Source organism: Mesorhizobium sp. WSM4884 (assembly GCF_029625675.1).
Taxonomy (GTDB): Bacteria; Pseudomonadota; Alphaproteobacteria; order Rhizobiales; family Rhizobiaceae; genus Mesorhizobium.
In genome coordinates this window covers 1-23,137 of record NZ_JARTVO010000014.1, presented here as the reverse complement: position 1 = coordinate 23,137, position 23,137 = coordinate 1, and the positions used below count along the sequence as shown (strand labels likewise).

The 23,137-nt window shown below is 65.5% G+C and carries 23 protein-coding genes and 1 pseudogene; 10 read left to right on the top strand and 14 right to left on the bottom strand.

Annotated elements, in window-relative coordinates:
- Positions 1 to 20 precede the first annotated feature (20 nt).
- From P9236_RS20930 to P9236_RS20920, 3 genes are all read left to right on the top strand, one after another.
- Positions 21 to 1,523 (top strand): peptidase S10, encoded by a 1,503-nt coding sequence (locus P9236_RS20930; protein WP_278076424.1) that lies wholly within the window; start codon positions 21 to 23, stop codon positions 1,521 to 1,523.
- Positions 1,524 to 1,807: 284 nt separating this feature from the next.
- Positions 1,808 to 2,695 (top strand): DMT family transporter, encoded by an 888-nt coding sequence (locus tag P9236_RS20925; protein ID WP_278076423.1) that lies wholly within the window; start codon positions 1,808 to 1,810, stop codon positions 2,693 to 2,695.
- Between the two features lie 46 nt (positions 2,696 to 2,741).
- A complete protein-coding gene (locus tag P9236_RS20920; RefSeq protein WP_278076422.1) occupies positions 2,742 to 3,662 on the top strand; it encodes a DMT family transporter in 921 nt (306 codons plus the stop codon).
- Positions 3,663 to 3,811: 149 nt separating this feature from the next.
- Here the strand turns inward: P9236_RS20920 and P9236_RS20915 are convergent, their stop codons facing one another.
- Positions 3,812 to 4,666, bottom strand: coding sequence for a LysR substrate-binding domain-containing protein (locus tag P9236_RS20915; protein WP_278076421.1), 855 nt, complete (start codon positions 4,664 to 4,666; stop codon positions 3,812 to 3,814).
- Between the two features lie 113 nt (positions 4,667 to 4,779).
- Between P9236_RS20915 and P9236_RS20910 the strand changes: the two genes are divergently transcribed.
- The gene (locus P9236_RS20910) at positions 4,780 to 5,187 is read left to right on the top strand and encodes a 4-oxalocrotonate tautomerase family protein (protein WP_278076420.1); all 408 of its coding nucleotides are present in this window, start codon (positions 4,780 to 4,782) and stop codon (positions 5,185 to 5,187) included.
- A gap of 124 nt (positions 5,188 to 5,311) precedes the next feature.
- Positions 5,312 to 7,534 (top strand): AMP-binding protein, encoded by a 2,223-nt coding sequence (locus P9236_RS20905; RefSeq protein WP_278076419.1) that lies wholly within the window; start codon positions 5,312 to 5,314, stop codon positions 7,532 to 7,534.
- Between the two features lie 317 nt (positions 7,535 to 7,851).
- Here P9236_RS20905 and P9236_RS20900 read toward each other — a convergent pair whose 3' ends face one another.
- A complete protein-coding gene (locus P9236_RS20900; RefSeq protein WP_245460369.1) occupies positions 7,852 to 8,595 on the bottom strand; it encodes a phosphatidylcholine/phosphatidylserine synthase in 744 nt (247 codons plus the stop codon).
- Between the two features lie 75 nt (positions 8,596 to 8,670).
- A complete protein-coding gene (locus tag P9236_RS20895; RefSeq protein ID WP_278076603.1) occupies positions 8,671 to 9,408 on the bottom strand; it encodes a phosphatidylserine decarboxylase in 738 nt (245 codons plus the stop codon).
- 148 nt (positions 9,409 to 9,556) lie between these two features.
- Between P9236_RS20895 and P9236_RS20890 the strand changes: the two genes are divergently transcribed.
- Positions 9,557 to 10,450, top strand: a complete 894-nt coding sequence (locus P9236_RS20890; RefSeq protein WP_278076418.1) for an SMP-30/gluconolactonase/LRE family protein — start codon at positions 9,557 to 9,559, stop codon at positions 10,448 to 10,450.
- Here P9236_RS20890 and P9236_RS20885 read toward each other — a convergent pair.
- The 4 genes from P9236_RS20885 to P9236_RS20870 form a co-directional block, all read right to left on the bottom strand.
- The gene (locus P9236_RS20885) at positions 10,429 to 10,770 is read right to left on the bottom strand and encodes an antibiotic biosynthesis monooxygenase (RefSeq protein ID WP_278076417.1); all 342 of its coding nucleotides are present in this window, start codon (positions 10,768 to 10,770) and stop codon (positions 10,429 to 10,431) included. The two genes, P9236_RS20890 and P9236_RS20885, sit on opposite strands and share 22 nt — an antisense overlap.
- Positions 10,771 to 11,017: 247 nt before the next feature.
- On the bottom strand, positions 11,018 to 12,901 hold the full coding sequence (locus P9236_RS20880) for an ABC transporter ATP-binding protein/permease (protein ID WP_278076416.1): 1,884 nt from the start codon (positions 12,899 to 12,901) through the stop codon (positions 11,018 to 11,020).
- Positions 12,902 to 12,926: 25 nt separating this feature from the next.
- Positions 12,927 to 13,247 (bottom strand): metalloregulator ArsR/SmtB family transcription factor, encoded by a 321-nt coding sequence (locus P9236_RS20875; protein WP_278076414.1) that lies wholly within the window; start codon positions 13,245 to 13,247, stop codon positions 12,927 to 12,929.
- A 108-nt stretch (positions 13,248 to 13,355) separates the two neighbouring features.
- Positions 13,356 to 14,804 carry a LysM peptidoglycan-binding domain-containing protein gene (locus P9236_RS20870; protein ID WP_278076412.1) on the bottom strand — a complete coding sequence of 483 codons (1,449 nt, stop codon included), beginning with the start codon at positions 14,802 to 14,804 and terminating at the stop codon, positions 13,356 to 13,358.
- Between the two features lie 119 nt (positions 14,805 to 14,923).
- Here P9236_RS20870 and P9236_RS20865 point away from each other — a divergent pair, with 119 nt between their 5' ends.
- Positions 14,924 to 15,535: a TIGR00730 family Rossman fold protein gene (locus tag P9236_RS20865; RefSeq protein ID WP_278076411.1), complete on the top strand. Its 612-nt coding sequence runs from the start codon at positions 14,924 to 14,926 to the stop codon at positions 15,533 to 15,535.
- A 42-nt stretch (positions 15,536 to 15,577) separates the two neighbouring features.
- On the opposite strand, the gene P9236_RS20860 is transcribed toward P9236_RS20865, so the two are convergent.
- Complete coding sequence (locus P9236_RS20860; RefSeq protein WP_278076410.1) at positions 15,578 to 16,462, bottom strand: LysR substrate-binding domain-containing protein; 885 nt, start codon at positions 16,460 to 16,462, stop codon at positions 15,578 to 15,580.
- 117 nt (positions 16,463 to 16,579) lie between these two features.
- Between P9236_RS20860 and P9236_RS20855 the strand changes: the two genes are divergently transcribed.
- Positions 16,580 to 16,870 carry a muconolactone Delta-isomerase family protein gene (locus P9236_RS20855; protein WP_278076408.1) on the top strand — a complete coding sequence of 97 codons (291 nt, stop codon included), beginning with the start codon at positions 16,580 to 16,582 and terminating at the stop codon, positions 16,868 to 16,870.
- A 124-nt stretch (positions 16,871 to 16,994) separates the two neighbouring features.
- On the opposite strand, the gene P9236_RS20850 is transcribed toward P9236_RS20855, so the two are convergent.
- Positions 16,995 to 17,801, bottom strand: a complete 807-nt coding sequence (locus tag P9236_RS20850; RefSeq protein ID WP_278076407.1) for a class I SAM-dependent methyltransferase — start codon at positions 17,799 to 17,801, stop codon at positions 16,995 to 16,997.
- Positions 17,798 to 18,076 (bottom strand): hypothetical protein, encoded by a 279-nt coding sequence (locus P9236_RS20845; protein ID WP_278076405.1) that lies wholly within the window; start codon positions 18,074 to 18,076, stop codon positions 17,798 to 17,800. Before P9236_RS20845 ends, P9236_RS20850 begins: the two co-directional genes overlap by 4 nt.
- 57 nt (positions 18,077 to 18,133) lie before the next feature.
- Between P9236_RS20845 and P9236_RS20840 the strand changes: the two are divergent.
- Positions 18,134 to 18,294, top strand: a pseudogene (locus P9236_RS20840) (SDR family oxidoreductase); the annotation flags it as partial.
- Here P9236_RS20840 and P9236_RS20835 read toward each other — a convergent pair.
- The 3 genes from P9236_RS20835 to P9236_RS20825 all read right to left on the bottom strand — a co-directional run bounded on the left by P9236_RS20835 (position 18,278) and on the right by P9236_RS20825 (position 20,578).
- Entirely contained in the window at positions 18,278 to 18,733 is a 456-nt protein-coding gene (locus P9236_RS20835; RefSeq protein WP_278076404.1) for a DoxX family protein, read from the bottom strand. The pseudogene P9236_RS20840 and the gene P9236_RS20835 sit on opposite strands and share 17 nt — an antisense overlap.
- A gap of 380 nt (positions 18,734 to 19,113) precedes the next feature.
- Positions 19,114 to 19,575: a tetratricopeptide repeat protein gene (locus tag P9236_RS20830; RefSeq protein WP_278076403.1), complete on the bottom strand. Its 462-nt coding sequence runs from the start codon at positions 19,573 to 19,575 to the stop codon at positions 19,114 to 19,116.
- A gap of 31 nt (positions 19,576 to 19,606) precedes the next feature.
- Positions 19,607 to 20,578 carry an MBL fold metallo-hydrolase gene (locus P9236_RS20825; protein WP_278076402.1) on the bottom strand — a complete coding sequence of 324 codons (972 nt, stop codon included), beginning with the start codon at positions 20,576 to 20,578 and terminating at the stop codon, positions 19,607 to 19,609.
- 290 nt (positions 20,579 to 20,868) lie between these two features.
- On the opposite strand from P9236_RS20825, the gene P9236_RS20820 reads away from it, so the two are divergent.
- Entirely contained in the window at positions 20,869 to 21,864 is a 996-nt protein-coding gene (locus P9236_RS20820) for a transporter (RefSeq protein WP_278076401.1), read from the top strand.
- 11 nt (positions 21,865 to 21,875) lie between these two features.
- Here P9236_RS20820 and rarD read toward each other — a convergent pair whose 3' ends face one another.
- Entirely contained in the window at positions 21,876 to 22,805 is a 930-nt protein-coding gene (gene rarD, locus P9236_RS20815; RefSeq protein ID WP_278076400.1) for an EamA family transporter RarD, read from the bottom strand.
- Between the last annotated feature and the right edge of the window lie 332 nt (positions 22,806 to 23,137).

Here is a 23,137-nt window from a genome sequence, read left to right as displayed (position 1 = left end):
GTCGTTCGCGCGGAGGTCTCATGCGGTCCAAGTTGAAGCTCGTCTCCATCGTCCTCCTCGCGCTCACAGCCTTCGCGCAGCCGGCCGCCGCCCAAACAGCTGAACGGCCGGCGCCGGCCGGCGGCGTGCTGTCGCTTCTGCCGCCGCCGCAGGTGACCGAACATTCGCTCACCCTTGGCGGGCGCAAGCTCGACTACCAGGCCAAGGCCGGCACGCTGTCGCTGCTGTCCGGCAAGGGCGAGGTCACGGCCGAGATTTTCTATGTCGCCTACACGCAGCAATCGCCCGCCCCGGCGAAGGAGCGGCCGATCACCTTCGTCTTCAACGGCGGGCCTGGCGCGGCTTCGGCCTATCTGCATCTCGGCGCGCTTGGCCCGCGCGTCCTCGCGACCGCGCCCGACGGCGAATTCCTGCCGCCGCCGCAAAAGCTGATCGACAATCCGGACAGCTGGCTCGACATGAGCGATCTCGTCTTCGTCGATCCGGTCGGCACCGGCTACAGCCGCGAGGCACCGGGCCAGGACACCAAAGCATTCTGGGGCGTCGACCAGGACGCCAGCTCGGTCGGCGCCTTCATCCGGCTCTATCTCGCGCAAAACGGCCGCACCGCTTCGCCGCTCTTCCTCGCCGGCGAGAGCTATGGCGGCTTTCGCGCGGCGCTGCTTGCCAGGACGCTGCAGGAGGATGTCGGCTTGAGCCCGAGCGGCATCGTGCTGATCTCGCCGGCGCTGGAGTTCATGCTGGTGCGGCCGGACCAGTTCGACCAGCTGCACTGGGCGCTCGAACTGCCCTCGCTGGCGGCGACGCGATTGAAGGCCGACGGCGTCGGCGGCGAGGCGTTGCGCGACAGGCTGGCGGAGGTCGAGCACTACGCGCTGGGCGACTATCTGACGGCGCTCACCAGTGGGCTGGAGCAAGGCGGAAAGCTCGCCAGCGGGCGCGTGGCGGAGATCACCGGTCTGCCGCTCGACCTTGTGCAGCGCAATTTCGCCCGCGTCCCGACCGGCCTCTTCGCCCGCGAGTTCCGACGCGCCAAGGGCAAGGTGCTCAGCCCTTACGATGCCATGGTCGCGACCAGCGACATCGCGCCGGAAAGCGCCCGCATCGCCGGCCCCGATCCGGTGCTCGACCGCAGCGTGCCGGTGCTGACCTCGGCCTTCGTCGCCTATGCGCGCGACGAACTGAACTACCGCACCGATGTCAGCTACCGACTGCTCAACGGCGAAGTCAGCCGCAACTGGGACTACGGCAATTCGGGGCAAGGCTATGCCGGGGTGATGAACGACCTGCAGCGGGCGCGCTCGCTCAACCCTTCGCTCGGGGTCGTCATCGTCAACGGCTATACCGACCTCGTCACGCCCTATCTCGCCACGCGCTACCTGGTGAACCAGATCCCTTCGCTCGCCGACGCAAAGCCGATCCGCCTCGACGTCGTCGAGGGCGGCCACATGATGTATCTCAGGCCGGATGGAAGGCGCGCGCTGAAGGAGGCCGCGTCGGAGCTCTACCAGGCAACGCAGTGAGAGACTGTTTGGAAATTCTACTCCGGCGGCCATCTGATGGCGTTTTCTGCGCTTCCGTTGCTCACGGACCAAATGTCCGCTGCGCTACGGTTCTCGAAAACACCACCATATGACTCGCCAGAGCGAATTTCGAAACAGTCTCTGAGCGCCTGACCAGTCCGCTCCGCAGGCCCCTGCCCCAACGCTAGCGCTCTGCTGGAGCAGCGCGGCATTTGCTTTCGCCCGTATAGCTGGCGCAGCGGTCCCTTGGGGCGGAGCCGCCTTCGTGCAAGCAACCGATACACATGGTCGATGTCGTCGTCCTCGAAAGCCGCGAAAGGGTGCTGGCCGGCATCCTGATCACTGCCGGCGCCTATTTCCTGTTTTCGGCGCAGGACGCCTCGATCAAGCTGCTCGTCGCCGGCATGACGGTGTGGCAGATCATGTTCTTCCGCTCGATCACCGTCCTTGCCGCCTGCGGCGCGATCGGCGGGCGGAAGCTGTTCGCCGACACCGCAAGCTCGCCCATCGTGCGGCCGATGCTGGTGCGCAGCGCCTTCACGCTCGCCGCCTGGCTTTGCTACTACAACGCCGCGCGCTCGCTGCAGCTCGCCGAGCTCACCACCATCTATTACGCCGCGCCGATCATCGTCACCGTTTTATCGGTGGTGATCCTGGGCGAGACCGTGCCGCTGCCGCGCTGGGTCGCGGTGTTCATCGGCTTCGCCGGCGTCTTCGTGGCCTGCGACCCGACGCGTCTCGGCCTGTCGATGCCGGTGATGCTGGTGCTGGCGGCGGCCGTCTTGTGGGGCATCGCCGTGGTGCTCCTGCGCAAGACGGCGATGCAGGAGCGCACCATGATCCAGCTGGTGCTCAACAATTTCTACTTCCTGCTGTTTTCGGCGGTGCCGGCGCTGATCTGGTGGCGCATGCCCGGCGGGCTGCAGCTCGTGCTTCTCGCCAGCGTCGGCGCGCTCGGCGGCGTCGCGCAATACCTGCTCTTCGAGGGCATGAAGCGGGCACCGGTGTCGATCGTGGCGCCTTTCGAGTACACCTCGCTGGTCTGGGCCTTCGCGCTGGGCTTTGCCATCTGGGGCGACGTGCCGCGCGCGCAAGTGTTCGTGGGCGCGGCCTTGATCATCGGCGCCGGGCTGGTGATCGTCGTCAACGAGCATTTTCGCAAACGCATTTAGGGCTCATGACAGAGAGCTGTCAGCAGCAACGAGATAGTCTGGGGCCATGACGGATACGCTCGACATACCGGAAAAGCTCGCCGAGGGCGGCATCGCCGATACTGCAGCCGAGCGTACGCTCGGCATCGCGCTGGTCTCGGCGTCGGCCGTCGCCTTCGCGCTCACCGGCGTGCTGACCAAGTCAATCCATGCCGATCCACTGACCATCACCTGCTGGCGCGGTTTCTTCGGCTCGATCCTGATCACCCTTTATGTGCTGTGGCGGCGGCGCCGCTCGGGCGGGCGCGAGAGTCTGCGGCTCGGCTGGCGCGGCTGGCTGCTGGCGGTGGAAGGCGCCGCCGCCAGCATCGCCTTCATCTCGGCCTTCAAGTTCACCTATGTCGCGAACGTGGCGGTCATCTATGCGACCTCGCCCTTCATCGCGGCACTGCTCGCCTTCTTGCTGGTGCGGGAAAAATTCCGGCTGCAGACGATGCTGGCGGCGGCCGTGTCGCTTTGCGGCGTCGCCATCATGGTGGGCGGCGGCCTCGGCAGCGGCCATCTGTTCGGCGACGCGCTGGCGCTTTTGATGACCACCGGCAGCGCGCTTTACATGATCATGGTGCGAGCCTTCCGCGACACGCCCGTCGTCTGGGCCGGCGCGGTGTCCGCCTTCCTGCTCTTCGTGCTCGGCTGGTTCGTCACCGATCCGCTCGCCGTGTCGACCCGCGACGTGGTGCTGCTTGCCACCTTCAGCTGCTCCTTCGCGTTGGCCTCGATCCTGTGGACGGAGGGCTCGCGGCTCATCCCCGCCGCCGAAGCCGGCCTGCTCGGCTCGGCGGAAGTTCCCTTCGCCATCCTGTTCGCCTTGCTGTTCCTCGGCGAAATCCCACCGATCGCCAGCATCATCGGCGGCGCCATCGTGCTTTGCGCTGTTTTCGCGCATGCCGGGCGCGACTGGATGAAGGCGAAATCGGCGCGTTCTTAAAATTATTTTCGCGGTCACGGAACCATCATCAGACTCAAGCATTGTTAGATCGACGGGTCACCCCCCAAGTCCCCCCAAACCCCTCGACCCGTCCGACTAGAAGCCGACCCGCAAAAAGGTCGGCTTTTCTTTGGAAGCGCGAAGCGACTTCAGGACGGCAGCGCCAGGCCGCCGGCGAGAAGCTCGGCCAGATCGCGCGCCGGCCGGTCGGCCTCGCGGCCAAGCCTGATGGCGAAGCTGGCGACAGGCACCGGCGGCAGGCCAAGCTCGCGCGGCGCCTCGACAATGCCGGAATGGGCAAAGCGCTGTGTGCGCAGGGTCAGCGCTATGCCGGCATTGACCGCGGTGCGCAGGCCGGCAAGGCTGGCGCTGCCGGCGGCGATGCGATAGCGCCGGCCGGCGGCGTCGAGCGTGTTGAGCGCGGCCTCCCTGAAGCCGCAATAGGGGTCGAGCAGCGCCAGCGGCACCGCCTCCTGCCGGGTCGCCAAGCCTTTTTCGGAGCAGAGCCACAGCATCGGCTCGCTGATCAGCGCCACTTCATCGGGCGATGGGGTATGGCGCATGGTGATCCCGAGGTCGAGCTGGCCTGCCTGCAGCGCCGACCCGAGCTCCAGGGAGCGGCCGACGCGCAGTTCGATCCTCACCCGCGGGTGGCTGGCGGCAAAGGCCCTGAGCAGCTCCGGCAAGCCGTGATCGGCAAAGTCCTGCGTCGTGCCGATGGCGATGCGGCCGCCGGCTCGCGCCCCTTTCAGCGCCAGCCAGGCCTCGGTGTGGACGGCAAGGATACGCCGCGCATGGCCGACAAGGTCTTCGCCGGCCGGCGTCAGGCCGCGCCCCCTGCCCTGCACGACGAGCAGCGGCTCGCCGACGATTTCTTCCAGTCGCTGCATCTGCGCCGTCACCGCGGACGGCGAACGGCCGACAGCGGACGCCGCCCTGGCCAGCGAGCCGCCATCGACGAAGGCGAGGAAGGTTTTGAGCAGGTCGGGATCGAGCGTGTCCATACTTCGATATTACCGAAGTATATGTACAAAACAATTCGATTTTGTTGATGCGTAAATAGTGGCATGGTCCTTTCATCGAATGCGCGACGCGCCAAAATCCGAAGGAGAGAAAAATGCCGATCATCAATGTCAGCGTCACCGGCAAGCCGGACGCAAAGCTTTCCGCCGCAATCGCGAAGGACATCGCCGGGATTACGGCCACGCATCTGCGCAAGGACCCGACCATCACCGCGGTCGCGGTGAACTACATCGATCCGCAGCACTGGTTCGCCGGCGGCAGGTCGCTGGCCGAGCATGGGGTCAACAGCTTCTGGCTCGACATAAAAGTGGTGGACGGCACCAACACCAAGCTGGAGCTCGAAGCCTATCTCAAGGCTATCTTCGACGCCTTCGGCCGCCTGCTCGGCGGCGTGCATGAGGAAAGCTACGCGTTCGTGCACGAGGTGCCGGCCGCTGCCTACGGCTACGGCGGCAAGAGCCAAGAGTTCCGGTTCATCAGCGGGAGGCTGAAGGCGGCCTAGGGGCCAAGGGGAGAAGGCAAGGCCCGTGCGCTCGCCACATTGACCTTCCCTCCACTTCCGCTACCCTCTGTCGTCGAAGCGGTCGCCAAGAGCCGCGCCCTGGAGGACGTTGGGAGAGAGCGGCATGATCCTGACATTGGCGCTGCTTGCCGGCCTTGTCTTCGCCTGGCTTTTGATCGGCGTGATCGAGACGTTCCGGCTCGACCTGCGCTTCACCCAGGCGCTGCTCTACGTGCCGTTCAAGCTTGCTTATCGCATTGCCGACGATCGCATCCGCATCGCCCGCAATGCGCGGACGCCGGTCATCTATGTCATCTCGCACCAGTCGCGGATCGAGCCGGCGCTGATGCTGTCGCTGCTTCCGGACGATACGCTGCACATTCTGGACGACGCCTCGGCGCGCTCGCCATGGCTGGAGCCGTGGCGCGAGCTTGGCCGCACCATCGCCTTCAACGCCGAGCATGTCTTCGTCAGCCGCCGGCTGGTGCGCGTGCTCAAAGGCAAGGGCCGTCTTGCCGTCTATCTGCCAGACACGGTCGAGCCCGACACCAAGTCGTTCCGGCTGTTCCGCGCCATCACCCGCATCGCCATGCAGGCGGACGCCCGCATCGTGCCGATCTTCGTCGCCGGTTCGCGCGATCTGCCTGTGTCGCTGACGCCCAAGGACAAGGCGCCGCGCCACTGGTTCCCGCGCCTGTCGCTCAGCGTGCTGGAACCGATGACCATCGCCGAGCTGGTGGCCCGCAATCCCGACATGGCCTCCAACACCAACGCGCTGTTCGACCGTTTCGCCGAAGCGCGGCTCTACGGCACTGATCTCGACCGCGGGCTGTTCCTCGGCATGCGCGATGCGGCGGATCGCGTCGGCGCCTCGCATCCGATCATCGAGGACGTCATCTCGGGCGCGCTCAGCTATCGCAAGATGTTCATCGGCGCGCGTGTGCTCGGCCGCCGCTTCGAGGCGGTGACGGCGCCCGGCGAGGCGGTCGGCCTGCTTCTGCCCAACGCCAATGGGGTGGTGCTGTCCTTCGTCGGTCTGATCTCGGCGGCGCGCGTGGCGGCGATGATCAACTATACCGCCGGCCCGGCGAGCGTGACGGCGGCGATCCGCACGGCCGTAATCCGCACCGTGATCTCGTCCCGCGGCTTCATCGAGAAGGCCGGCATCGACGACATCGTCGCCGCCGTAGAGGCGGGCGGCGCCAGGATGCTCTGGCTTGAGGACGTGCGCGAAAGCGTGACGACATTGGACAAGGTCGCGGCGGCGCTGTTCTGGCGCGTCCCGCTGCAGCGGCAGCAGGCGTCGAAACCGGCCGTGATCCTGTTCACTTCGGGCTCGGAAGGCACGCCGAAGGCGGTGGTGCTGTCGCACCGCAATCTTTACGCCAACGCCATGCAGGCCGAGGCGCGCGTCACGATCTCGCCGTCCGACATCCTGCTCAACGTGCTGCCGGTGTTCCACTCCTTCGGGCTGACCGGCGGCACGATCCTGCCGCTGGTGACCGGCGTGAAACTGTTCCTCTATCCCTCGCCGCTGCACTACAAGATCATTCCGGAGATCGCGCGCAAGGTGAAGCCGACCGTTATGTTCGGCACCGACACTTTCCTTGCCAACTATGCCCGCACCGCCAAGGACGGCGACTTCTCCAGCCTGCGCTTCGTGGTGGCCGGCGCCGAGGCGGTGAAGCCGGAGACGAGGCGCGTCTACCGCGACCGTTTCCAGGCATCGATCATCGAAGGTTTCGGGCTGACCGAGGCGGCACCTGTAGTTGCCGTCAACACCGCGATCCACAATCGCGACGGCACGGTCGGGCGGCTGCTGCCGGCGATCCGCATGAAGCTCGAGCCGGTCGAGGGCATCAGCGACGCCGGCCGGCTGTGGCTCGACGGGCCGAACATGATGATGGGTTACATGACCGCCGACCGCCCCGGCGAATTACAGCCGCTCGAAGGCTGGCACGACACCGGCGACATCGTCTCGGTCGACCGCGACGGCTTCATCACCATTCGCGGACGGGCAAAGCGCTTCGCCAAGATCGCCGGCGAGATGGTGTCGCTGGGCGCCGTCGAGATGCTGGTGCAGTCGCTGTGGCCGGAGGAGCGCCACGCGGCAGTAGCGGTGCCCGACAAGCGGCGCGGCGAACGCATCGTGCTGGTCACCACGGCCGACGACGCCAGCGCGGAGGAGCTGCGCCAGTTCGGCAAGAAGGCGGGCGCGGCGGAGCTGATGGTGCCGAACGACATCATCAAGGTGGAAGAAATCCCGGTGCTGGGTTCCGGCAAGACGGATTATGTTTCGGCGCGCAAGCTGGCGATCGACCGGCTGGGGTTGGGTGTGGCGGCGTAGGTTGGTTCGTCATTCTAGGGCGAAGCGCAGCGACACGCGCGCGCAGACCCTAGGATCCTGTGTGACATCTCCGCGCCGCTGCGGTGCAAGACCTGGAGCAATGCTGCGAACTTCGGGCTGCGAGTTTTGGACCGCCTGCGTCCCTCGATCAAGGTAACGGCATCCTAGGGTCTGCGCTCCGCTTCGCGTCGCTCCGCCCTAAAGCATGTCTCCCGAAAGTGGGACCGGTTCGGGACAAAGACATGCGTAGAATCAAAAACCTAAAGCGCAGGGAGCGAATCTGAAAGATCGCGACGCGCTTTAGGATGACGAGGATGCTACCCTATGTCCGAAGGCGGAACCTTCTCGCCTTCGCGCATGGCCCGCTTCGAATAGGCGCGGACCGAGAACGGCAGGAACAGGAGATAGCCGGCGACCGACGCTGTCAGCGTGTACCAGGGATAGGTCATCAGCAGCAGGATGTAGAGCACGACGCCCAGGATGACCGGCAGCACCCTGTCGCCCGGCACCTTGACGCTCTTGCCCGAATAGACCGGCAGCCTGCTGACCAAGAGGAAAGCGACGAGCACTGTGAAGCCGGTGGCGACAAACGCCGCAGGCCGGCTGGGCTCCAAGCCGAGCCGCAGGAAATAGAGATAGAGCGGCAGCATGACGAGAACCGCGCCGGCCGGCGCCGGGACGCCGACGAAATATTCGGTCTGCCACGCCGGCTGGTCGGTGTCGTCGGCGAGCACGTTGAAGCGGGCGAGCCGCATGCCGCAGGCGATGGTGAAGAGGAGCGCCGCGATCCAGCCCGGCGAGCCGGCGCGATCAAGCAGGAAGGCATAGAGCACTAGGGCCGGCGCCACGCCGAAATTGACGATATCGGCCAGCGAATCCATCTGCGCGCCGAATTTCGAGGTCGCCTTCAACATGCGGGCGAGGCGCCCGTCGATGCCGTCGAGGAAGGCGGCGAGCAGCACCATGACCACGGCCGGCTCGAAGCGGTCCTCGAAGGCGAAGCGGATGCCGGACAGGCCGGCGCAGATGGCAAGCACGGTCACCAGATTAGGCAGCACCATGCGCATCGGAATCTCGCGGATACGCGGGCCGCCGCTGGCGTGGGCTTCGAATTTCTTGAAGGGCGCGCCCACCGTTCAGGAAACCCTGACCAACGGCGTCACTGCGATGCCGCCGAATTCGGCAAGCACGGTCTCGCCACCCACCGCCGTCTGGCCGACGGCGACGCGCGGCACGGCGCTCACCGGCAGGAAGACGTCGACGCGCGAGCCGAAGCGGATCAGCCCGAAACGCTCGCCGGTGCCGATAGAGCCGCCCTGCTCGGCCCAGCAGACGATGCGGCGCGCCACCAGGCCGGCGATCTGCACGGCGGCGATCGTGCCGTTGGGGCTGTCGATGACCAGACCGTTGCGTTCGTTCTCGGAGCTTGCCTTGTCGAGCTCGGCGTTGAGGAATTTGCCTGGGCGATGCTCGATCCGCGTGATCCTGCCGCGGACCGGCGCGCGGTTGATGTGGCAGGCAAAGACATTCATGAACACCGAGATGCGCATCATGTCGCCCGAGCCCAGGCCAAGCTCGCTCGGGGGCACTGCAGGGCCGACCGCCGAAATCACGCCATCGGCGGGGCTCACCACCAGCCGGTCGTCGACCGGCGTGACGCGCTCCGGATCACGGTAGAAATAGATGCACCAACCGGTGAGGATCAGCCCGACCCAGAACAGGATCGAGGAGAAATAGCCGAGGAACAACGTTGCCGCGCCGAAGGCGGCGATGAAGGGGTAGCCCTCGCGATGGATCGGAACGAACGTATTCTTGATCGTATCGAGAAGCGTCATCGGGCTTGGGGCGGTCCCTGTTTCAGGTCCGGCCTCAATAGCCGAAAGCCCCCCTCCCCGCAACGCAACAATGGGGGGAGGATGGGCGGGCGGTGTCGCGGCTCATGGCCATGACTTTCATCGCCGGCTGTCGGAACCCGGCCCTCTCATCCGTCCTTGGCTAGACAACGTGCCAAGGAGCCAGCCAATGCCGTCGCCGAAATCCGCCGCTGGGACAGCAAAGATCATCACGGAGGGCCTCGCCTTTGGCGAGTCACCGCGCTGGCGAGCGGGGCGGCTCTGGCTCTGCAACTGGGGCACCGGTGAAATTGTCGCCATCGACGAACACGGCAAGAGCGAGGTCATGCTCACGGTGCCGGCCGTCCTGCCCTATTCGATCGACTGGCTGCCCGACGGGCGGCTGCTCGTGATCTCCGGACGAGAGGGCGTTCTGCTCAAGCAGGAAGCGGACGGAACGCTCGTGACCCATGCCGATCTCAGGCAACTGTCGAAAAACCCGTGGAACGAGATCGTCGTCGATGGGCGCGGCAACGTTTATGTCAATGGCGGCGGCCCGGCGCCGGCGCCGGGCGAGCATTTCGGACCGGGCACCATCGTGCTGGTCAGGCCAGACGGCGCGGTGCGGCAGGTCGCAGCGAACATCGCCTTCGCCAACGGCATGGCGGTAACGCCCGACAACAAAACGCTGATCGTCGCCGAATCCCACGCCAGGCGGCTGACTGCTTTCGATATCGGCCAGGACGGGAGCCTCTCCAACCGGCGCGTCTGGGCCGATCTCGGCAATGACTATCCGGACGGCATCTGCCTCGATGCCGAGGGCTGCGTCTGGTATGCGGACGTGCCAAACCGGCACTGCATCAGGGTGCGCGAGGGCGGTGCGAAAATCGATAGGGTCGAGGTCGATCGGGGCTGCTTTGCCTGCATGCTGGGCGGTGCCGACGGCAGGACGCTGTTCATCGCCGCCGCCGAATGGCGCGGCTTCGAGAACATGGTCAGCGACGCCCGCACCGGCCAGGTGCTTGGCGTCGCCGCGTCTGCGCCCGGCGCGGGCTGGCCGTCCTACACCTCCGGCACGCGCTGATAGTTGGCAATGTCGGCCTTGACGCCCAGGCGGGCGATCGTTTCCTGCGGGCTGAAGGCGATGCGCTCGTGGGCTGCCTTGACGATCGGCACCACCTTGTCGACCGCCGCCTGGCTTTCCCATTCGACCATCGTGACGATATTGAATTCGCCCGGGCCGGAAAACTGCTCGAGCAGGAAGTCCTGTACGAAGCCCTCCTGCTGGCGCAGCAATTCATGCGTCATGAAGACCTTGCTCAGGATTTCGTCGCGCGCCGACGCCGGGACGACGAACTTGTCGACCCGGAAGACACTGCCATCGCGTTGATTCTTATTGCTCATTTCGATCTGTCTCCGTTCTTGGAAGGTTGCTTGGCAGGAAGCTCGTTGACAGTTTGCAAGCTCAAGCTAGGTTGAGGTCAAGGGGAATTTGTTCTTCCCTTCTCCCCTTGTGGGAGAAGGTGGATCGGCGCGAAGCGCCGAGACGGATGAGGGGTGTTCCAGGGAATGCCAGCGTCTCACTCCGCTGGAACACCCCTCATCCGGCCGCTTCGCGGCCACCTTCTCCCACAAGGGGAGAAGGAGGCGCTTAGCTCACCTCCGATATCCTTCGCCGCACCACGACCCCAAGCTCGTCGCTTTCGCGGGCGATGCGCAGGCGCTCCTCGGCTTCGGTGGCCTCGCGCTGGCGATCCCACATCGAGGCGTAGAGGCCATGCTTGGCAAGCAGGGCGGCATGGGTGCCGCGCTCGGCGATCTGGCCGTCCTTGAGCACGATGATCTCGTCGGCCGAGATCACCGTCGACAGGCGGTGGGCGATGACGATGGTGGTGCGGCCCTTGCTGACGAGGTCGAGCGCCGCCTGGATCTCCTGCTCGGTCTGGGTGTCGAGCGCCGAAGTCGCCTCGTCGAGCATCAGGATCGGCGGTGCCTTCAGGATGGTGCGGGCGATCGCGACGCGCTGCTTCTCGCCGCCCGAGAGCTTCAGGCCGCGCTCGCCGACCATTGAGCGATAACCCTCGGGCAGCTTGGCGATGAACGGCCCGATCTGGGCGAGCTCGGCGGCCTTGCGCACCTCCTCCTCGCTGGCGCCGACGCGACCGTAGCGGATGTTGTAGGCGATGGTGTCGTTGAAGAGCACCGTATCCTGCGGCACCATGCCAAGCACGGCGCGCAGGCTTTCCTGCGTGACATCGCGGATGTCCTGGCCGTCGATCAGCACCTGGCCGCCCTGGACGTCGTAGAAACGGAACAGCAGCCTGGAGACGGTCGACTTGCCGGCGCCGGAGGGGCCGACGATCGCCACCGTCTTGCCGGCCGGCACCTCGAAGGAGACGCCTTTCAGGATCTTGCGGTTCGGATCGTAGGAGAAGTGCACGTCGCGGAACTCGACCTTGCCGGGACCGACTTTCAGCGGCCTGGCGTCCGACTTGTCGACGATCTCTTGCGGCACGTCGAGCAGGTCGAACATGTGCTCGATGTCGGTCAAGCCCTGCCGGATCTCGCGGTAGATGAAGCCGATGAAGTTGAGCGGGACCGAAAGCTGCATCAGCATGGCGTTGATGAAGACGAAATCGCCGACCGACTGCGTGCCGGCCTGCACCTCCAGCGCCGACATACACATGACGACGACGGTGCCGAGACCGAAGATGAAGCCCTGGCCGAAGTTCAGCCAGCCAAGCGATGTCCAGGTTTTCGTGGCCGCAATCTCGTAGCGCGCCATCGAGCGGTCGAAGCGCTCGGCCTCCATGCGCTCGTTGGTGAAGTATTTGACCGTCTCGAAGTTCAGAAGCGAGTCGATCGCCTTGGTGTTGGCGTCGGTGTCGCTGTCGTTCATGTCGCGGCGGATCGAGATGCGCCAATCGCTGGCCTTGACCGTGAACCAGACATAGATCCACACGGTGACCGCCACCACGGCCACATATTTCCAGCCATAGGTGTAGGCGAAGATGCCTGCGGTGAGAGCGAATTCGAGGATGGTCGGCGCCGTGTTCAGCATGACGAAGCGCACGATCGTCTCGATGCCCTTGGTGCCGCGCTCGATGATGCGCGACAGACCGCCGGTGCGCCGCTCGAGATGGAAGCGCAGCGACAGCTGATGCATATGCACAAAGGTGCGGAAGGCGAGCTGGCGCACCGCGTATTGGCCGACGCGGGCAAACAGCGCGTCGCGCAGCTGGTTGAAGCCGAGCTGCACCAGCCTGAGCACGTTGTAGGCGACGACCAGCATCACCGGCGCCAGCATGAAGGCGGGCAGCGGCGGCGGCGTCTTCGAGCCGTGGGCGAGCGCATCGGTCGCCCATTTGAAGAAATAGGGACCGGCGACCAGCGTGAGCTTGGCGACGACCAGCAGCAGCGTCGCCCAGGTGACGCGGGCTCTCAAGTCGGCGCGGTCGGCCGGCCACATATAGGGCCACAGATTGCGCAGTGTGGTGAGGGTGCCGGATTCGGCGGAGACGGTCTTGTCGGCCACTAGTCTTGCCTTTTGGGTGAGAGGGTCAGCGGCTGGAGCAGCAGGAGTTGACGAGTTGATCGAGCAAGCCGGCAACGCCGGCGAGCGCGGCGTGGTCGACCGCATAGCGCGAGCGCTGGCGGTCGGGCTCGAAGCGGACCAGCCCCGCCTCGACCAGTATCTTCAGATGTTGCGAAACGGTCGATTGTGCGAGCTCGAAATGGTCGACCACCTCGCGGCAGGAGCAGCAGCGGCTGGCCGATAGATGCCTCAGGATCTCGATGCGCGCCGGATGCGAGAGTGCGGCAAACCGCGCGGCGATGGCGCGGCTGTCGAGAGCGCGGTTTTCAGAAAGGGATTCGATCATCGTTCATCGGCGATAGACGATGGCGGATGAGAGGGCAAGCTAGGCTGTTGGGTAGCTGGCTGGAGTTGCCGATCTCCCCCCTCGGGGGAGATTAGCCAATCGCCACCCCTACTCCGCCTTCGGCATGCTCATCTGGTCGCCCATGGCCTTCATGTCGGCAGGCTCGCCTTCCTTCGACTTGCCGGGGACCTTGAAGACCTGGCCGGGCCAGATGCGGTCGGGATCGCGGATCTGGTCTTGGTTGGCGAGGTAGATGGTCGAGAAGCGCGTGCCATGGCCATAGACCCGCCGCGAGATGCGCCAGAGCGTATCGTTGCGGCGGATGATGACGGAACCGTCGGCATGCTCGAGTTTGGGCGCGACCGTCTCGGCCGCACCAGCCGAAGGCGTCGCTTCCGCGACCTTGGCCGGCGCCTCGGCGGCAGGCTTGGCCTCGGCGGGCTTGGCTTCATTGGGCGCGACGGCGGCGATCGACTCGCCCGGCTCGCGCTCGAACGGCACGGCGGCGCGGGCGACGACCTTCACGCCGTCATCGGCAAGGCCGTCGACATGGATGGTGTAGTTGCCGACGGGTATGTCGCGCTTCGCCTCGATCAGGAAATGGCCATCAGGCGAGGTCTTGGCCTCGCCGAGCAGCATGTCGTCGGCATAGGCGCGAACCTTGCGGCCGGGATCGGCCGTGCCGGCAACGTAGATCTTGCTGCCGTCGATCTCGACCGCCTCCACGGCAATCTTGGGTTCGCCCGCGGCGGTCGCGGGCGCCGGCGTTGCCGGGGCGGAAGCCTGGCCGGTGGTGGCCGGGGCCTGAGTGGCTGGCGCTGCGGTGGACGCCGCCGGCGCTGTTGCGGCACCAGCCGGCGCCTGAGCGGCAGCCTGGCCGGCGGCCGGCGCGGCCGGTTTCGCCTCCGGCTGCGGAACGGTGATCAGTTCGGACGGCTTGCCCGGCTCCTCGACCATCGCCAGCACCTGGCCGGTCGGGCTCTGCGGCACCGAGACGACGGCGGTCTGCGCCGAGGCGACGGTGACGCCGCCGGCGGTGGCGCGCAGCGTGATCGTGTAGTCGCCCGGCTTCAGCGGATCGTCGAGCACGATGGCGAAGGCGCCGTCGGGACCGGCATCGGTCGAGCCGAGCACCGTCCCGCCGTTCAGGATCTCGACCTTGGCTTTGGGCGCGGCATTGCCGGCCACCACGATAGAGCCGTCGCCTTCGACACGCACGACGTCGAAGGTCGGCAATATCGGACCGGCGGCGGGCGCCTGAACGGCCGGCGCGGATGCCGCCGGGGCCGTCGCGTCGTTGGCGGGCGCCATCTTTTTGGCCGGCGCCATCGTGTTGGCGGGGGCCATCGTGTTGGCCGGAGCCTGCGGCAGGCGCCCCTCGGTGGACGTGGTGTTGGATCCAGCCTGCTTGGTGTCCGCTTGCGGAAGCGCCGCGACCTGTGCCGGCTTGTCTTTGTTGATGTAGGGGTCGAGCGCGCCCGACCCGTAGGCGACCGCCGCGACGACGGCAACGCCGCCCGCCGCGAACAAAAACGCCTTGGAAGGATTGATAGCCATAATCTTTTACTGCCCCCTTAGCCACCTAACGCCGGTCTAGCGTGTTTTCGGCAAGCTCACAAGAAAAAGCCCGTCCCTGGGCTTGACCGCGCCAACCGACCCCATCACCAATCATTGCCATGAACACGATTCGATCCGTCTGCGTCTATTGCGGTTCGTCTCCGGGCCGCGACGAGGCCTATGTCAAGGCTGGCCATCTGCTCGGCCGCTCGCTGGCGAAATCCGGTCTGCGCCTGGTCTATGGCGGCGGCACCAAGGGGATCATGGGCGCTGTCGCCGAAGGCGCGCTCAAGGCCGGCGGCAAGGTGACCGGCATCATCCCGCGCTTCCTGATCAACCGCGAGGCGACCGAGACCGCTCTCGACAAGCTCGACGAGCTTCTGATCACCGACAACATGCACGAGCGCAAGCATAGGATGTTCGAGAAATCCGACGCCTTTGTGGCGCTGCCGGGCGGCATCGGCACGGTCGAGGAGATCGTCGAGGTCATGACTTGGGCGCAGCTCGGCCATCATCGCAAGCCAATCGTCTTCGCCAACATCAAGGGCTTCTGGGACCCGATGATGGCGCTCATCGAGCACATGGCGGAGGAAGGCTTCATCCACACCGCGCATCGCGTGAAACCGCTGGTGGTCAACGACCCCGAGGCTATCGTGGCCGCCATTATGGTGGCGGGATCGTCCGTGGACGCGCCGACGGAAGGCGTGCAGGCGGTGATAGACAAGATGTAAGGCGATAGGCGTTGGGCAATAGGCAATAGGGAAGAACGGCAGCTACTGCCCTACTGCCGTCCTCAAATCCCGAATCACCGTCCTCCGATCGTTGCGGCGCCAGGCGAGATGGACTTCAACGCTGCGCTTGAACCAGGGCATATCGCGAAAGACGATGCCGGCCGGCGCCGCGCCGCGCAGGCTTTCCTGCACGGTGGCCAAGCCGAGGCCGGCACTGACCAGGCCGAGCGAACTCAACGGATCGGCCGTCTCATAGGCGATATTGGGCACAAAGCCGGCCTCGACGCAGGCCGCCAGGAACTGGGCGCGATTGGTGTCGTCGGGTTGACGCACGACGGTGACCCAGACGCGGCCGTCGAGATGGCTGGGCAAGATGTCGGCGATACAGGCAAGCGGATCGCCCTCGGGGACTGCCAGCACCAGCGGCTCGCGACGGACCAGCATGCTCTCGATATCCCGATCGCCTTGCGGCGCCGGCGAATAGACGAAGCCGAGGTCGAGCGCCCGGCTTCGCAGATCCTCGAACTGTGCCGCCGTGCGGCGGCTGCGCAATTGCAGATGGAAATCCGGCCGCTCGAGGCGGAATTCCCTGAGCATCGCCGCGATCAGCCCGGCATGCACCGCGCCCTCGACATAGCCGATGGCGAGGCTGCCGGCGGCGCCGCTGGCAAGATTGCGGCCGAGCTCCTCCAGCCGCGCGGCATTGGCGAGCAGCGCCCGGGCCTCCGCCAGGAAAGCCCTGCCCTCGGCGTTGAGATGGACGCGCTGCTTCGCCCGCTCGAAGAGCGTGACGCCGAGCTGCTCCTCGAGCTGCATGATCTGCCGGCTCAAGGGCGATTGCGAGATGTGCAGTTGCTCGGCCGCGCGGCCGACATTGCCGGCCTCGGCGACGGCGACGAAATATCGTACCTGGCGCAGGTCGAGCATTTTTTGCCCCTTTGACTTCAAGTCCTAACAGGTCTGAACTTTAGCCTAATCAGTCTTGGACAGTCTGACCAGCCGGCGCGATATCTCCTGCATCAACCGGCCACAAAGGAGACCGCCATGCAGTTCTTTGCCCTTCTCGCCCGCAACACCCAGAAGTTCAGCGACGCCGATTTCGCGCCGCTGCTTCCGAATGAGTCCGAGCAACGCAAGACCCTTTATGCGCAGGGCGCCGTGCGCCAGATCTGGAACCGCGGCGATATTCCCGGCAGCGGCATGATGTTCGAGGCGGCCGACGACAAGGAGGTGCGCGGCCATCTCGCTACCCTGCCGCTGGTCGAGGCCGGCATGATGGACATCGCGGCCATCGTGCCGCTCAATCCCTATCCGGGGTTCGGCCCGAAGCGCTGAGGACGGCTGGCTGAGGCCGCCTTGTGCTCGGCGGCCTCACGGCCAGGCACTCCGTTTGCTTGGAAACCATGCGATGTCGCGTTTTCCCGGCTGCTCGACGTCAACCCATCGATCGCGGCAGAGGTTATGGCGCCGGCTTTCTGGCAACGCATTCGCAACGACACCTCAGATAGACGGCGTTCAGTTCGCGTCCCCACGCTTCCCAGGACAACAGCGCCGCATCGAGTTCGACTTGCGTCGCCAGCCCCCGCTCGATCAGTTTCGGGCCAAGGGAACTCAAGCTTCGGAAAGCATCCCGCACCGTCTCTTCGCGGGTTTCCGCGTCGGCGCTGTGGTTGACGAAACTCGCGCCCGTCCAGACCGGCACGAAACCATGTGCCCTCAGGATCGCGCCCTGCCGCCGGCCGAAATGGAGGGCGTCGGGCTCGCCATGCTCATACCATCGCTGCCAGAGATCGAGCGCGATGCGCAGCCCCGGCAGGTCGGGATGGAGGATGTTGCCGCCCACATCGGCGTCGCGCGTGGCGATCAGGCCTCCCGGACGCAGCACCCGTTTCGCCTCGGCCAAGGTGCCGGCCAGCGTCGGGTGATCCTGATGATAGAGCACGGCGTGAAAGAAGACGGCATCGAAGGCTTCGTCGTCGAACGGCAAGGCCGTCATGTCGGCTTCGCGGAACGACAGATTGCCGATCCTGGTTCGCTCGACGAGTTCATTCGCCGCCGCGATCGAGCGAGGCTGGATGTCGATCCCGACCGCGGCGCCGACATGCACGGCAAGCGTCGCCGTGATGTTTCCCGGTCCGCAGCCTATATCGAGCAGCCGCATGTCGGGTTTCAGGAAAGGCAGGAAAAAGGCAGACGATTCCTGTCCGCGTTTCTGCTGGAAGCTCAGGATCGAGCCATCATACCTAGCCTTCGTCGTCTCGGTCACCGGCAGCCTCGCTGGGAATCGGCCGTGAATTGTCGGCCGCCGAAATGACTGTGCTGTGACAGCTCATTCAGCGGGCGCGACCCATCGGAAGCCAAGCGGCGGCCAGGCAGCAACCGCAGGACGGAGCCCACGACGAGGCCCAGGACGAAACCGAGCGGGCCGGTGATGAAGATGCCGAGCAGCGGTCCCTGGTTTGCTTCCGGCGTGAAGATGACCGGGCCGACGAAACCACCGACGAAGCCGACGATGCCGAGTATAGCGCCCCACTTGAGCATTGGTCCCCCATTGGCTGCCGAGCCACTGCAGCAGATTCCCGAATGCGAACCAAGCCCGAGACATTCTCGAACTGGCTCACCGGCCGCACGCCGATGCGGCGCTGGGGCGACGTGGAAGAACTCGCAGGTGCAGCGGTCTTCATGGCGTCCGACGCGGCGGCGAGCTTCGTGACGGGACAGACGCGCTGGTGGATGGCGGGATCACCAGCGTGTTGTGAGAGCCCCTCGAACCGGCAGGCTTTTCACGTATCTGGCCAGCACCCCATCCACCGACAGCCTGCCGGAACCGGCGAGCGCCAGGATGAACATGCCGCCTGCGATCGCCAAATCCTTTTCGAAATGCAGGAGCTCGTTCTGGCTGGCGAAGTTGGTGTGGAAGAGGCTTGCCGTCATCAGGCAGAACAGGCCGAGCCCGATCGCGCCGAGCCGCGCCCAGATGCCGAGCGCCACCGACAGGCCGGCGCCGAGCTGCAGCGCGATGGTGGCGACAAGCAGCGGCGTGCCGACGCCGAGGGCTGCCATCGCCTTTTGAGCGCCCTCGAAATGGGTCGCGAGCTCAAGCCCTTCATGCACGAAGATCAGGGACAGGAGCAGGCGGCCGGCAAGCAGGACCGCGTCCTTTGCATGAAGCTTCTCGGCAAGTTTGGTCGGTGTCATGGGTCGGCTCCATTAGAATTCTTTCGTCAGGAGAAATTTCGAGACGTTGCCCGAGGCGGTACCTTCACGGGAACAAAGCAATCGCATTTGACGACTCCCCCCAGCGCCGCGCCGCCCCTCACCTGCCTGCCGGCATCCTCTCCCCGTATAGTGACGGGGAGAGGGGCGCTGTCGCCGACGATTTCGCCAATCGCCAACGTTGCAGGAAAGGCGCCGAGGGTCGCGACCAGCCACCTTCTCCCCGTCACTATACGGGGAGAAGGTGCCGGCAGGCGGATGAGGGGCGGCGCATACATTGGCGATGTCTGCGCTTCTCGAATGCCCCTTTCGTCGGCCGCTTCGCGGCAGTAGTCAGGGCGATCACCGGCGCTCAAAAAGCCTTACTTCGTCACCTTGGTGTCGATGGCCTGCTTGAGATCGGAAAGCTCCTCGCAGCCGGCCGGGCAGAGCTTTTGCAGCGAGGCGAGTTGCTCCTTGGCCTTGGCCATGTCGCCGGTCTCGACATAGAGCTCGCCGAGATATTCATGCGCGGCCTTGTGGTCTGGCTTAAGCTCCAGCGCCTTGGCGTAGTAGGTGAGCGAGGTCTGGTAGTCGCCGGTCTTGCGCAGCGTGAAGCCGAGCAGGTTGTAGACGTCGGCCTGCTGGTTGTCCTGCGCAAGGTCGCGCAGCTCGGCCAGCGCGCCCTTATAGTCCTTGGCGTCGATCTTGGCCTTCACTGCCGTCAGGTCTGGCGCGTCGGCGCCTTCGATGTCGTCCACGGCATAGGCCGGCACGGCGATGGCGATCGGGGCCGCGGTCAGCACCGCAATGGCGCCGAGCACCGCGAAAAGTGCGTGTTTCATGGGAGTTGGCTCTTTCTGTTCAGGATCCGATTCAGATCTGGGTTGGGGTGAAGGCGTAGGCATTGCCGTCCTTGACGAAGCTGCCGGTGCCGGGGAACGGAAAGTGAGAGCCGCAGATGCGGACATTGTCGGCAATTACCTGGTCGATGATCTTGTGGCGCGTGGCGATCGCCATCGGCCCGTCCTGGTCGTAGGCGCCCTGCCATTCGGGATGCGGCGCCAGTAGCGCCGGCACGTACATGGTGTCGGCCGAGACGAGGAACTGCTCGGAGCCGGCATCGACGTGGTAGACGGAGTGGCCGGGTGTGTGGCCCGGCGCCGCCATGATGCGGATACCGGGCACCACTTCCGTGCCGTCCTCGACCAGCTTCCAGTTCTTCCACTTCGGGAAGTTTTCGGCGATGCGCTTGCCCGCCGGCTTGCGGCCTTCGGGCAGCTTGGCGAGCCGGCTGGGGTCGGTCCACCAATTGTATTCGGCGGCGTTGACGATCAGCTCGGCATTCGGGAACACCGCCGCGTTGGTGCCCTTCTCCATCAGCCCCCAGACATGGTCCGGGTGGAAATGCGAGATCATAATGGTGTCGATCGCCTTGTAGTCGATGCCGGCGGCCTTCATGTTGGCCGGCAAATGCGTGGCGTTGGCCTGCCACTGGCCGACGCCGGAACCGGCATCCATCATAATGGTGCGGCCGTTCATCCTGAGCACGACGACGGTGAGCGGGATCGGCATGAAATCGGTGGTGAGTCCGGCCTTGGCGAGAGCGGCCTTGGTGTCGTCGACCGAAACGTCCTTGATGAAGGCCGGGTCGTGGGGCTTGCGCCAGATGCCGTCATAGACGGCGGTGACCTCGAGCGAGCCCACCTTGTATTTGTAGAAGCCGACCAGCGGCTCGATCGGGGTTTCGGCGCGAGCGGCCGGCGCGAATTCCAGTCTGCCGGCAATGCCGAAGGCGGCCGCGGCGGCGGCGGATCCGAGCACCATACGGCGTGTCATGTTGAACATCAGAAGTCTCCTCTAGTGGCTGCGTGTAGCGGTGGTTCCCTGGCGTGGGCATTCCTCCGAGCTGACGGCGCTAGGCCCGGGAAAGGTTCGCCTCGCTACAGCCAAGACCAGGAAGGACCGGGCTTTATTCCCGGGGCGCGGAAGATTTTTTGGAGAGCACGCAATCGGAAACGAGACCGCCGGAGCGCCGGTCGTCATCGAACTGTCACACGCAAGCGGAGTTGCGCATGCTAGAAACGCTGCCTGGCCGCCCCCGCGACCCGACCGCACCAAGAACCGGCGAAGCCGCCATGAACATCGCTGTCCCCAACGAAGGCACCGACCTCTCGCCCTATCTGCCCGACGAGCACGGGCTGTTCTTCATCTATCATTTCACCGCCGAGGGCCTGCGCACCAAGGACCCCGCCGAGGCGCTCTGGACGTGGCGCAGCTACCAGATCACCGACATGCGCGCCCGCCACGAGATCGCCGCCGAGCAGGCCCTGCCGGCTGCTGCGCGCGAGGCCTTCCTGTCGCCCAGCCACGGCTGTCACATCGATTTCGAGGACGACTTCCTCTACGGCGACCTGCCCGACCTCAGGCACGACTTCGCCGAGGCGCGCGGGCTCACGCATTTCCGCTTCGCCTTGAACGACAAGATGCTGATCGGAGCCCGCAAGCAGCCGCTGGAGTCGGTCGACAAGATCCGCAAGCTGGTCGAGAGCGGCACGCGCAGATTCCGCTCGCCGGCCGAGCTGATCGAGGCGGTGATGGGCCAGTCGCTCGATGGCATGTCGGGCGAGCTCGACAAGATGGGCGACACGCTGGACGGCATCGAGGACCGCATTGTGTGCGATGCCTGGCACAGCGAACGGCAAGCCCTGGTCGACGCGCGCCGACACCTGGTGATTATCCATCGGCAGATGGCGACGCTCACCAACCTCTTCCGCCATCTCGACCATTCGCACCGCGAAGACCTGCCGGACCCGATCAACGACATGGCAACACGCCTGTCGCACCGGGCGCACACGCTGCATCACGAGGGCGAGCAATTGCAGGCGCGAACAAGGCTCCTGCAGGACGAGCTGATGGCGAAGCTGACCGAGCAGTCGAACCAACTGCTCTACATCCTTTCCGTGATGACGGCAGTGCTGCTGCCGATGACCATCATCTCCGGCCTGTTCGGCATGAATGTCGGCGGGCTGCCGCTGGTCGACACGCCGATGGGTTTTTGGGTGGTGACGGCGATGTCGGTCGTGATCGCCGGCATCGTCTATATGATCGTGCGGCGACTGGGGCGGGTTTGAGGACGAATGCCCTACCTCGTCGCGGGAGCCGGCTGCCGGACCTCGCGGCCCCTGAACATCGACCAGCTATACATGGCCAGCGCCGTCCAGATCAGGGCGAAGGCTATGGCCTGGATGGTGCCGAACGGTTCGTCGAAGATCAGCACGGCGATCAGGAACACCATGGTCGGCGCGATGTATTGCATGATGCCGATGGTGGAGAGGCGCAGCAGCCTGGCGCCGAAGGCAAAGAGCAGAAGCGGCACCGCCGTGATCGGGCCGCAGCCGATCAGCAGCGCGGTGTCTTTTGCGCTGCTGGAGATGAAATGGTCCTGCCCGGTGGCGATCAGATAGGCGATGTAGCAGAGCGCCGGCACAGAGAGCAGCAGCACTTCGAGCAGAAAACCTTGGCTCGGGCCGATCGGCAGCGTCTTCCTAAAGAAGCCGTAGGCGGCGAAGGAGAAGGCGAGCGCCAGCGACACCCAGGGCAGCTTGCCGGCCTCCACGGTGAGCACCGCCACCGCGATCGCGGCCAGCGCCACCGCCGCCATCTGCAGGCGGTCGAGCCGCTCGCCGAGCAGCACGGCGCCGACGACGACGCTGACCAGCGGGTTGATGTAATAGCCGAGCGCGGTCTCGACGGTGCGGTCGACCGCGATCGCCCAGACATAGATGCCCCAGTTGATCGAGATCAGCACCGCCGTCAGCGCCGCCATGGCGATGCTCTTCGGCGTGCGGATCGCCGCCTTGAAATCGGCCGTGCGGCCGGCCCAGACCAGCACGCAGGCGGCGATCGGTACCGACCAGACGACGCGGTTGGCGATCACCTCGGCGAGCGGCAGATGCGCCACCGCCTTCATGTAGAAGGGTAAGAGCCCCCACAGGAAATAGGCGCCGAGCGCCAGAAGGAAGCCGCGGCGGGCCTTGGCGTCGGGATCGAGCTGAGCTGTTTCGGTGACCATGGCCCAACGCTATGGCCCAGCGGGCGACCTAAGACCATCGCAAATTGCTGATGGATCAATGGACTTCCGCTGATGGTTCAAGGGAACGGCGAGGAACCCCAGGCCACAAACGTCTCGTTCCTTCCCCCCCCCCCTCTGTCCTGCCGGACATCTCCCCCGCAAGGGGGGAGATCAAATGTTTCTTCGGCTTTCGCCAATCGCCAGCGTTGCAGGAAGGAGCGCTGCGAGCGGAACTGCCAATCTCCCCCCCTTGCGGGCATATGCGCTAAGATAGGTGTTGCGGCGCGGAATCGGTTGTGATTCTACGCTGAGGATGACACACGAATCGCTTG

Coding starts and splice junctions, on each gene's coding strand:
- P9236_RS20930 (WP_278076424.1), top strand. CDS start 21: ATGCGGTCCAAGTTGAAGCTCGTCTCCATCGTCCTCCTCGCGCTCACA.
- P9236_RS20925 (WP_278076423.1), top strand. CDS start 1,808: ATGGTCGATGTCGTCGTCCTCGAAAGCCGCGAAAGGGTGCTGGCCGGC.
- P9236_RS20920 (WP_278076422.1), top strand. CDS start 2,742: ATGACGGATACGCTCGACATACCGGAAAAGCTCGCCGAGGGCGGCATC.
- P9236_RS20915 (WP_278076421.1), bottom strand. CDS start 4,666: ATGGACACGCTCGATCCCGACCTGCTCAAAACCTTCCTCGCCTTCGTC.
- P9236_RS20910 (WP_278076420.1), top strand. CDS start 4,780: ATGCCGATCATCAATGTCAGCGTCACCGGCAAGCCGGACGCAAAGCTT.
- P9236_RS20905 (WP_278076419.1), top strand. CDS start 5,312: ATGATCCTGACATTGGCGCTGCTTGCCGGCCTTGTCTTCGCCTGGCTT.
- P9236_RS20900 (WP_245460369.1), bottom strand. CDS start 8,595: ATGGTGCTGCCTAATCTGGTGACCGTGCTTGCCATCTGCGCCGGCCTG.
- P9236_RS20890 (WP_278076418.1), top strand. CDS start 9,557: ATGCCGTCGCCGAAATCCGCCGCTGGGACAGCAAAGATCATCACGGAG.
- P9236_RS20885 (WP_278076417.1), bottom strand. CDS start 10,770: ATGAGCAATAAGAATCAACGCGATGGCAGTGTCTTCCGGGTCGACAAG.
- P9236_RS20875 (WP_278076414.1), bottom strand. CDS start 13,247: ATGATCGAATCCCTTTCTGAAAACCGCGCTCTCGACAGCCGCGCCATC.
- P9236_RS20870 (WP_278076412.1), bottom strand. CDS start 14,804: ATGGCTATCAATCCTTCCAAGGCGTTTTTGTTCGCGGCGGGCGGCGTT.
- P9236_RS20865 (WP_278076411.1), top strand. CDS start 14,924: ATGAACACGATTCGATCCGTCTGCGTCTATTGCGGTTCGTCTCCGGGC.
- P9236_RS20860 (WP_278076410.1), bottom strand. CDS start 16,462: ATGCTCGACCTGCGCCAGGTACGATATTTCGTCGCCGTCGCCGAGGCC.
- P9236_RS20855 (WP_278076408.1), top strand. CDS start 16,580: ATGCAGTTCTTTGCCCTTCTCGCCCGCAACACCCAGAAGTTCAGCGAC.
- P9236_RS20845 (WP_278076405.1), bottom strand. CDS start 18,076: ATGCTCAAGTGGGGCGCTATACTCGGCATCGTCGGCTTCGTCGGTGGT.
- P9236_RS20835 (WP_278076404.1), bottom strand. CDS start 18,733: ATGACACCGACCAAACTTGCCGAGAAGCTTCATGCAAAGGACGCGGTC.
- P9236_RS20830 (WP_278076403.1), bottom strand. CDS start 19,575: ATGAAACACGCACTTTTCGCGGTGCTCGGCGCCATTGCGGTGCTGACC.
- P9236_RS20825 (WP_278076402.1), bottom strand. CDS start 20,578: ATGTTCAACATGACACGCCGTATGGTGCTCGGATCCGCCGCCGCCGCG.
- P9236_RS20820 (WP_278076401.1), top strand. CDS start 20,869: ATGAACATCGCTGTCCCCAACGAAGGCACCGACCTCTCGCCCTATCTG.
- rarD (WP_278076400.1), bottom strand. CDS start 22,805: ATGGTCACCGAAACAGCTCAGCTCGATCCCGACGCCAAGGCCCGCCGC.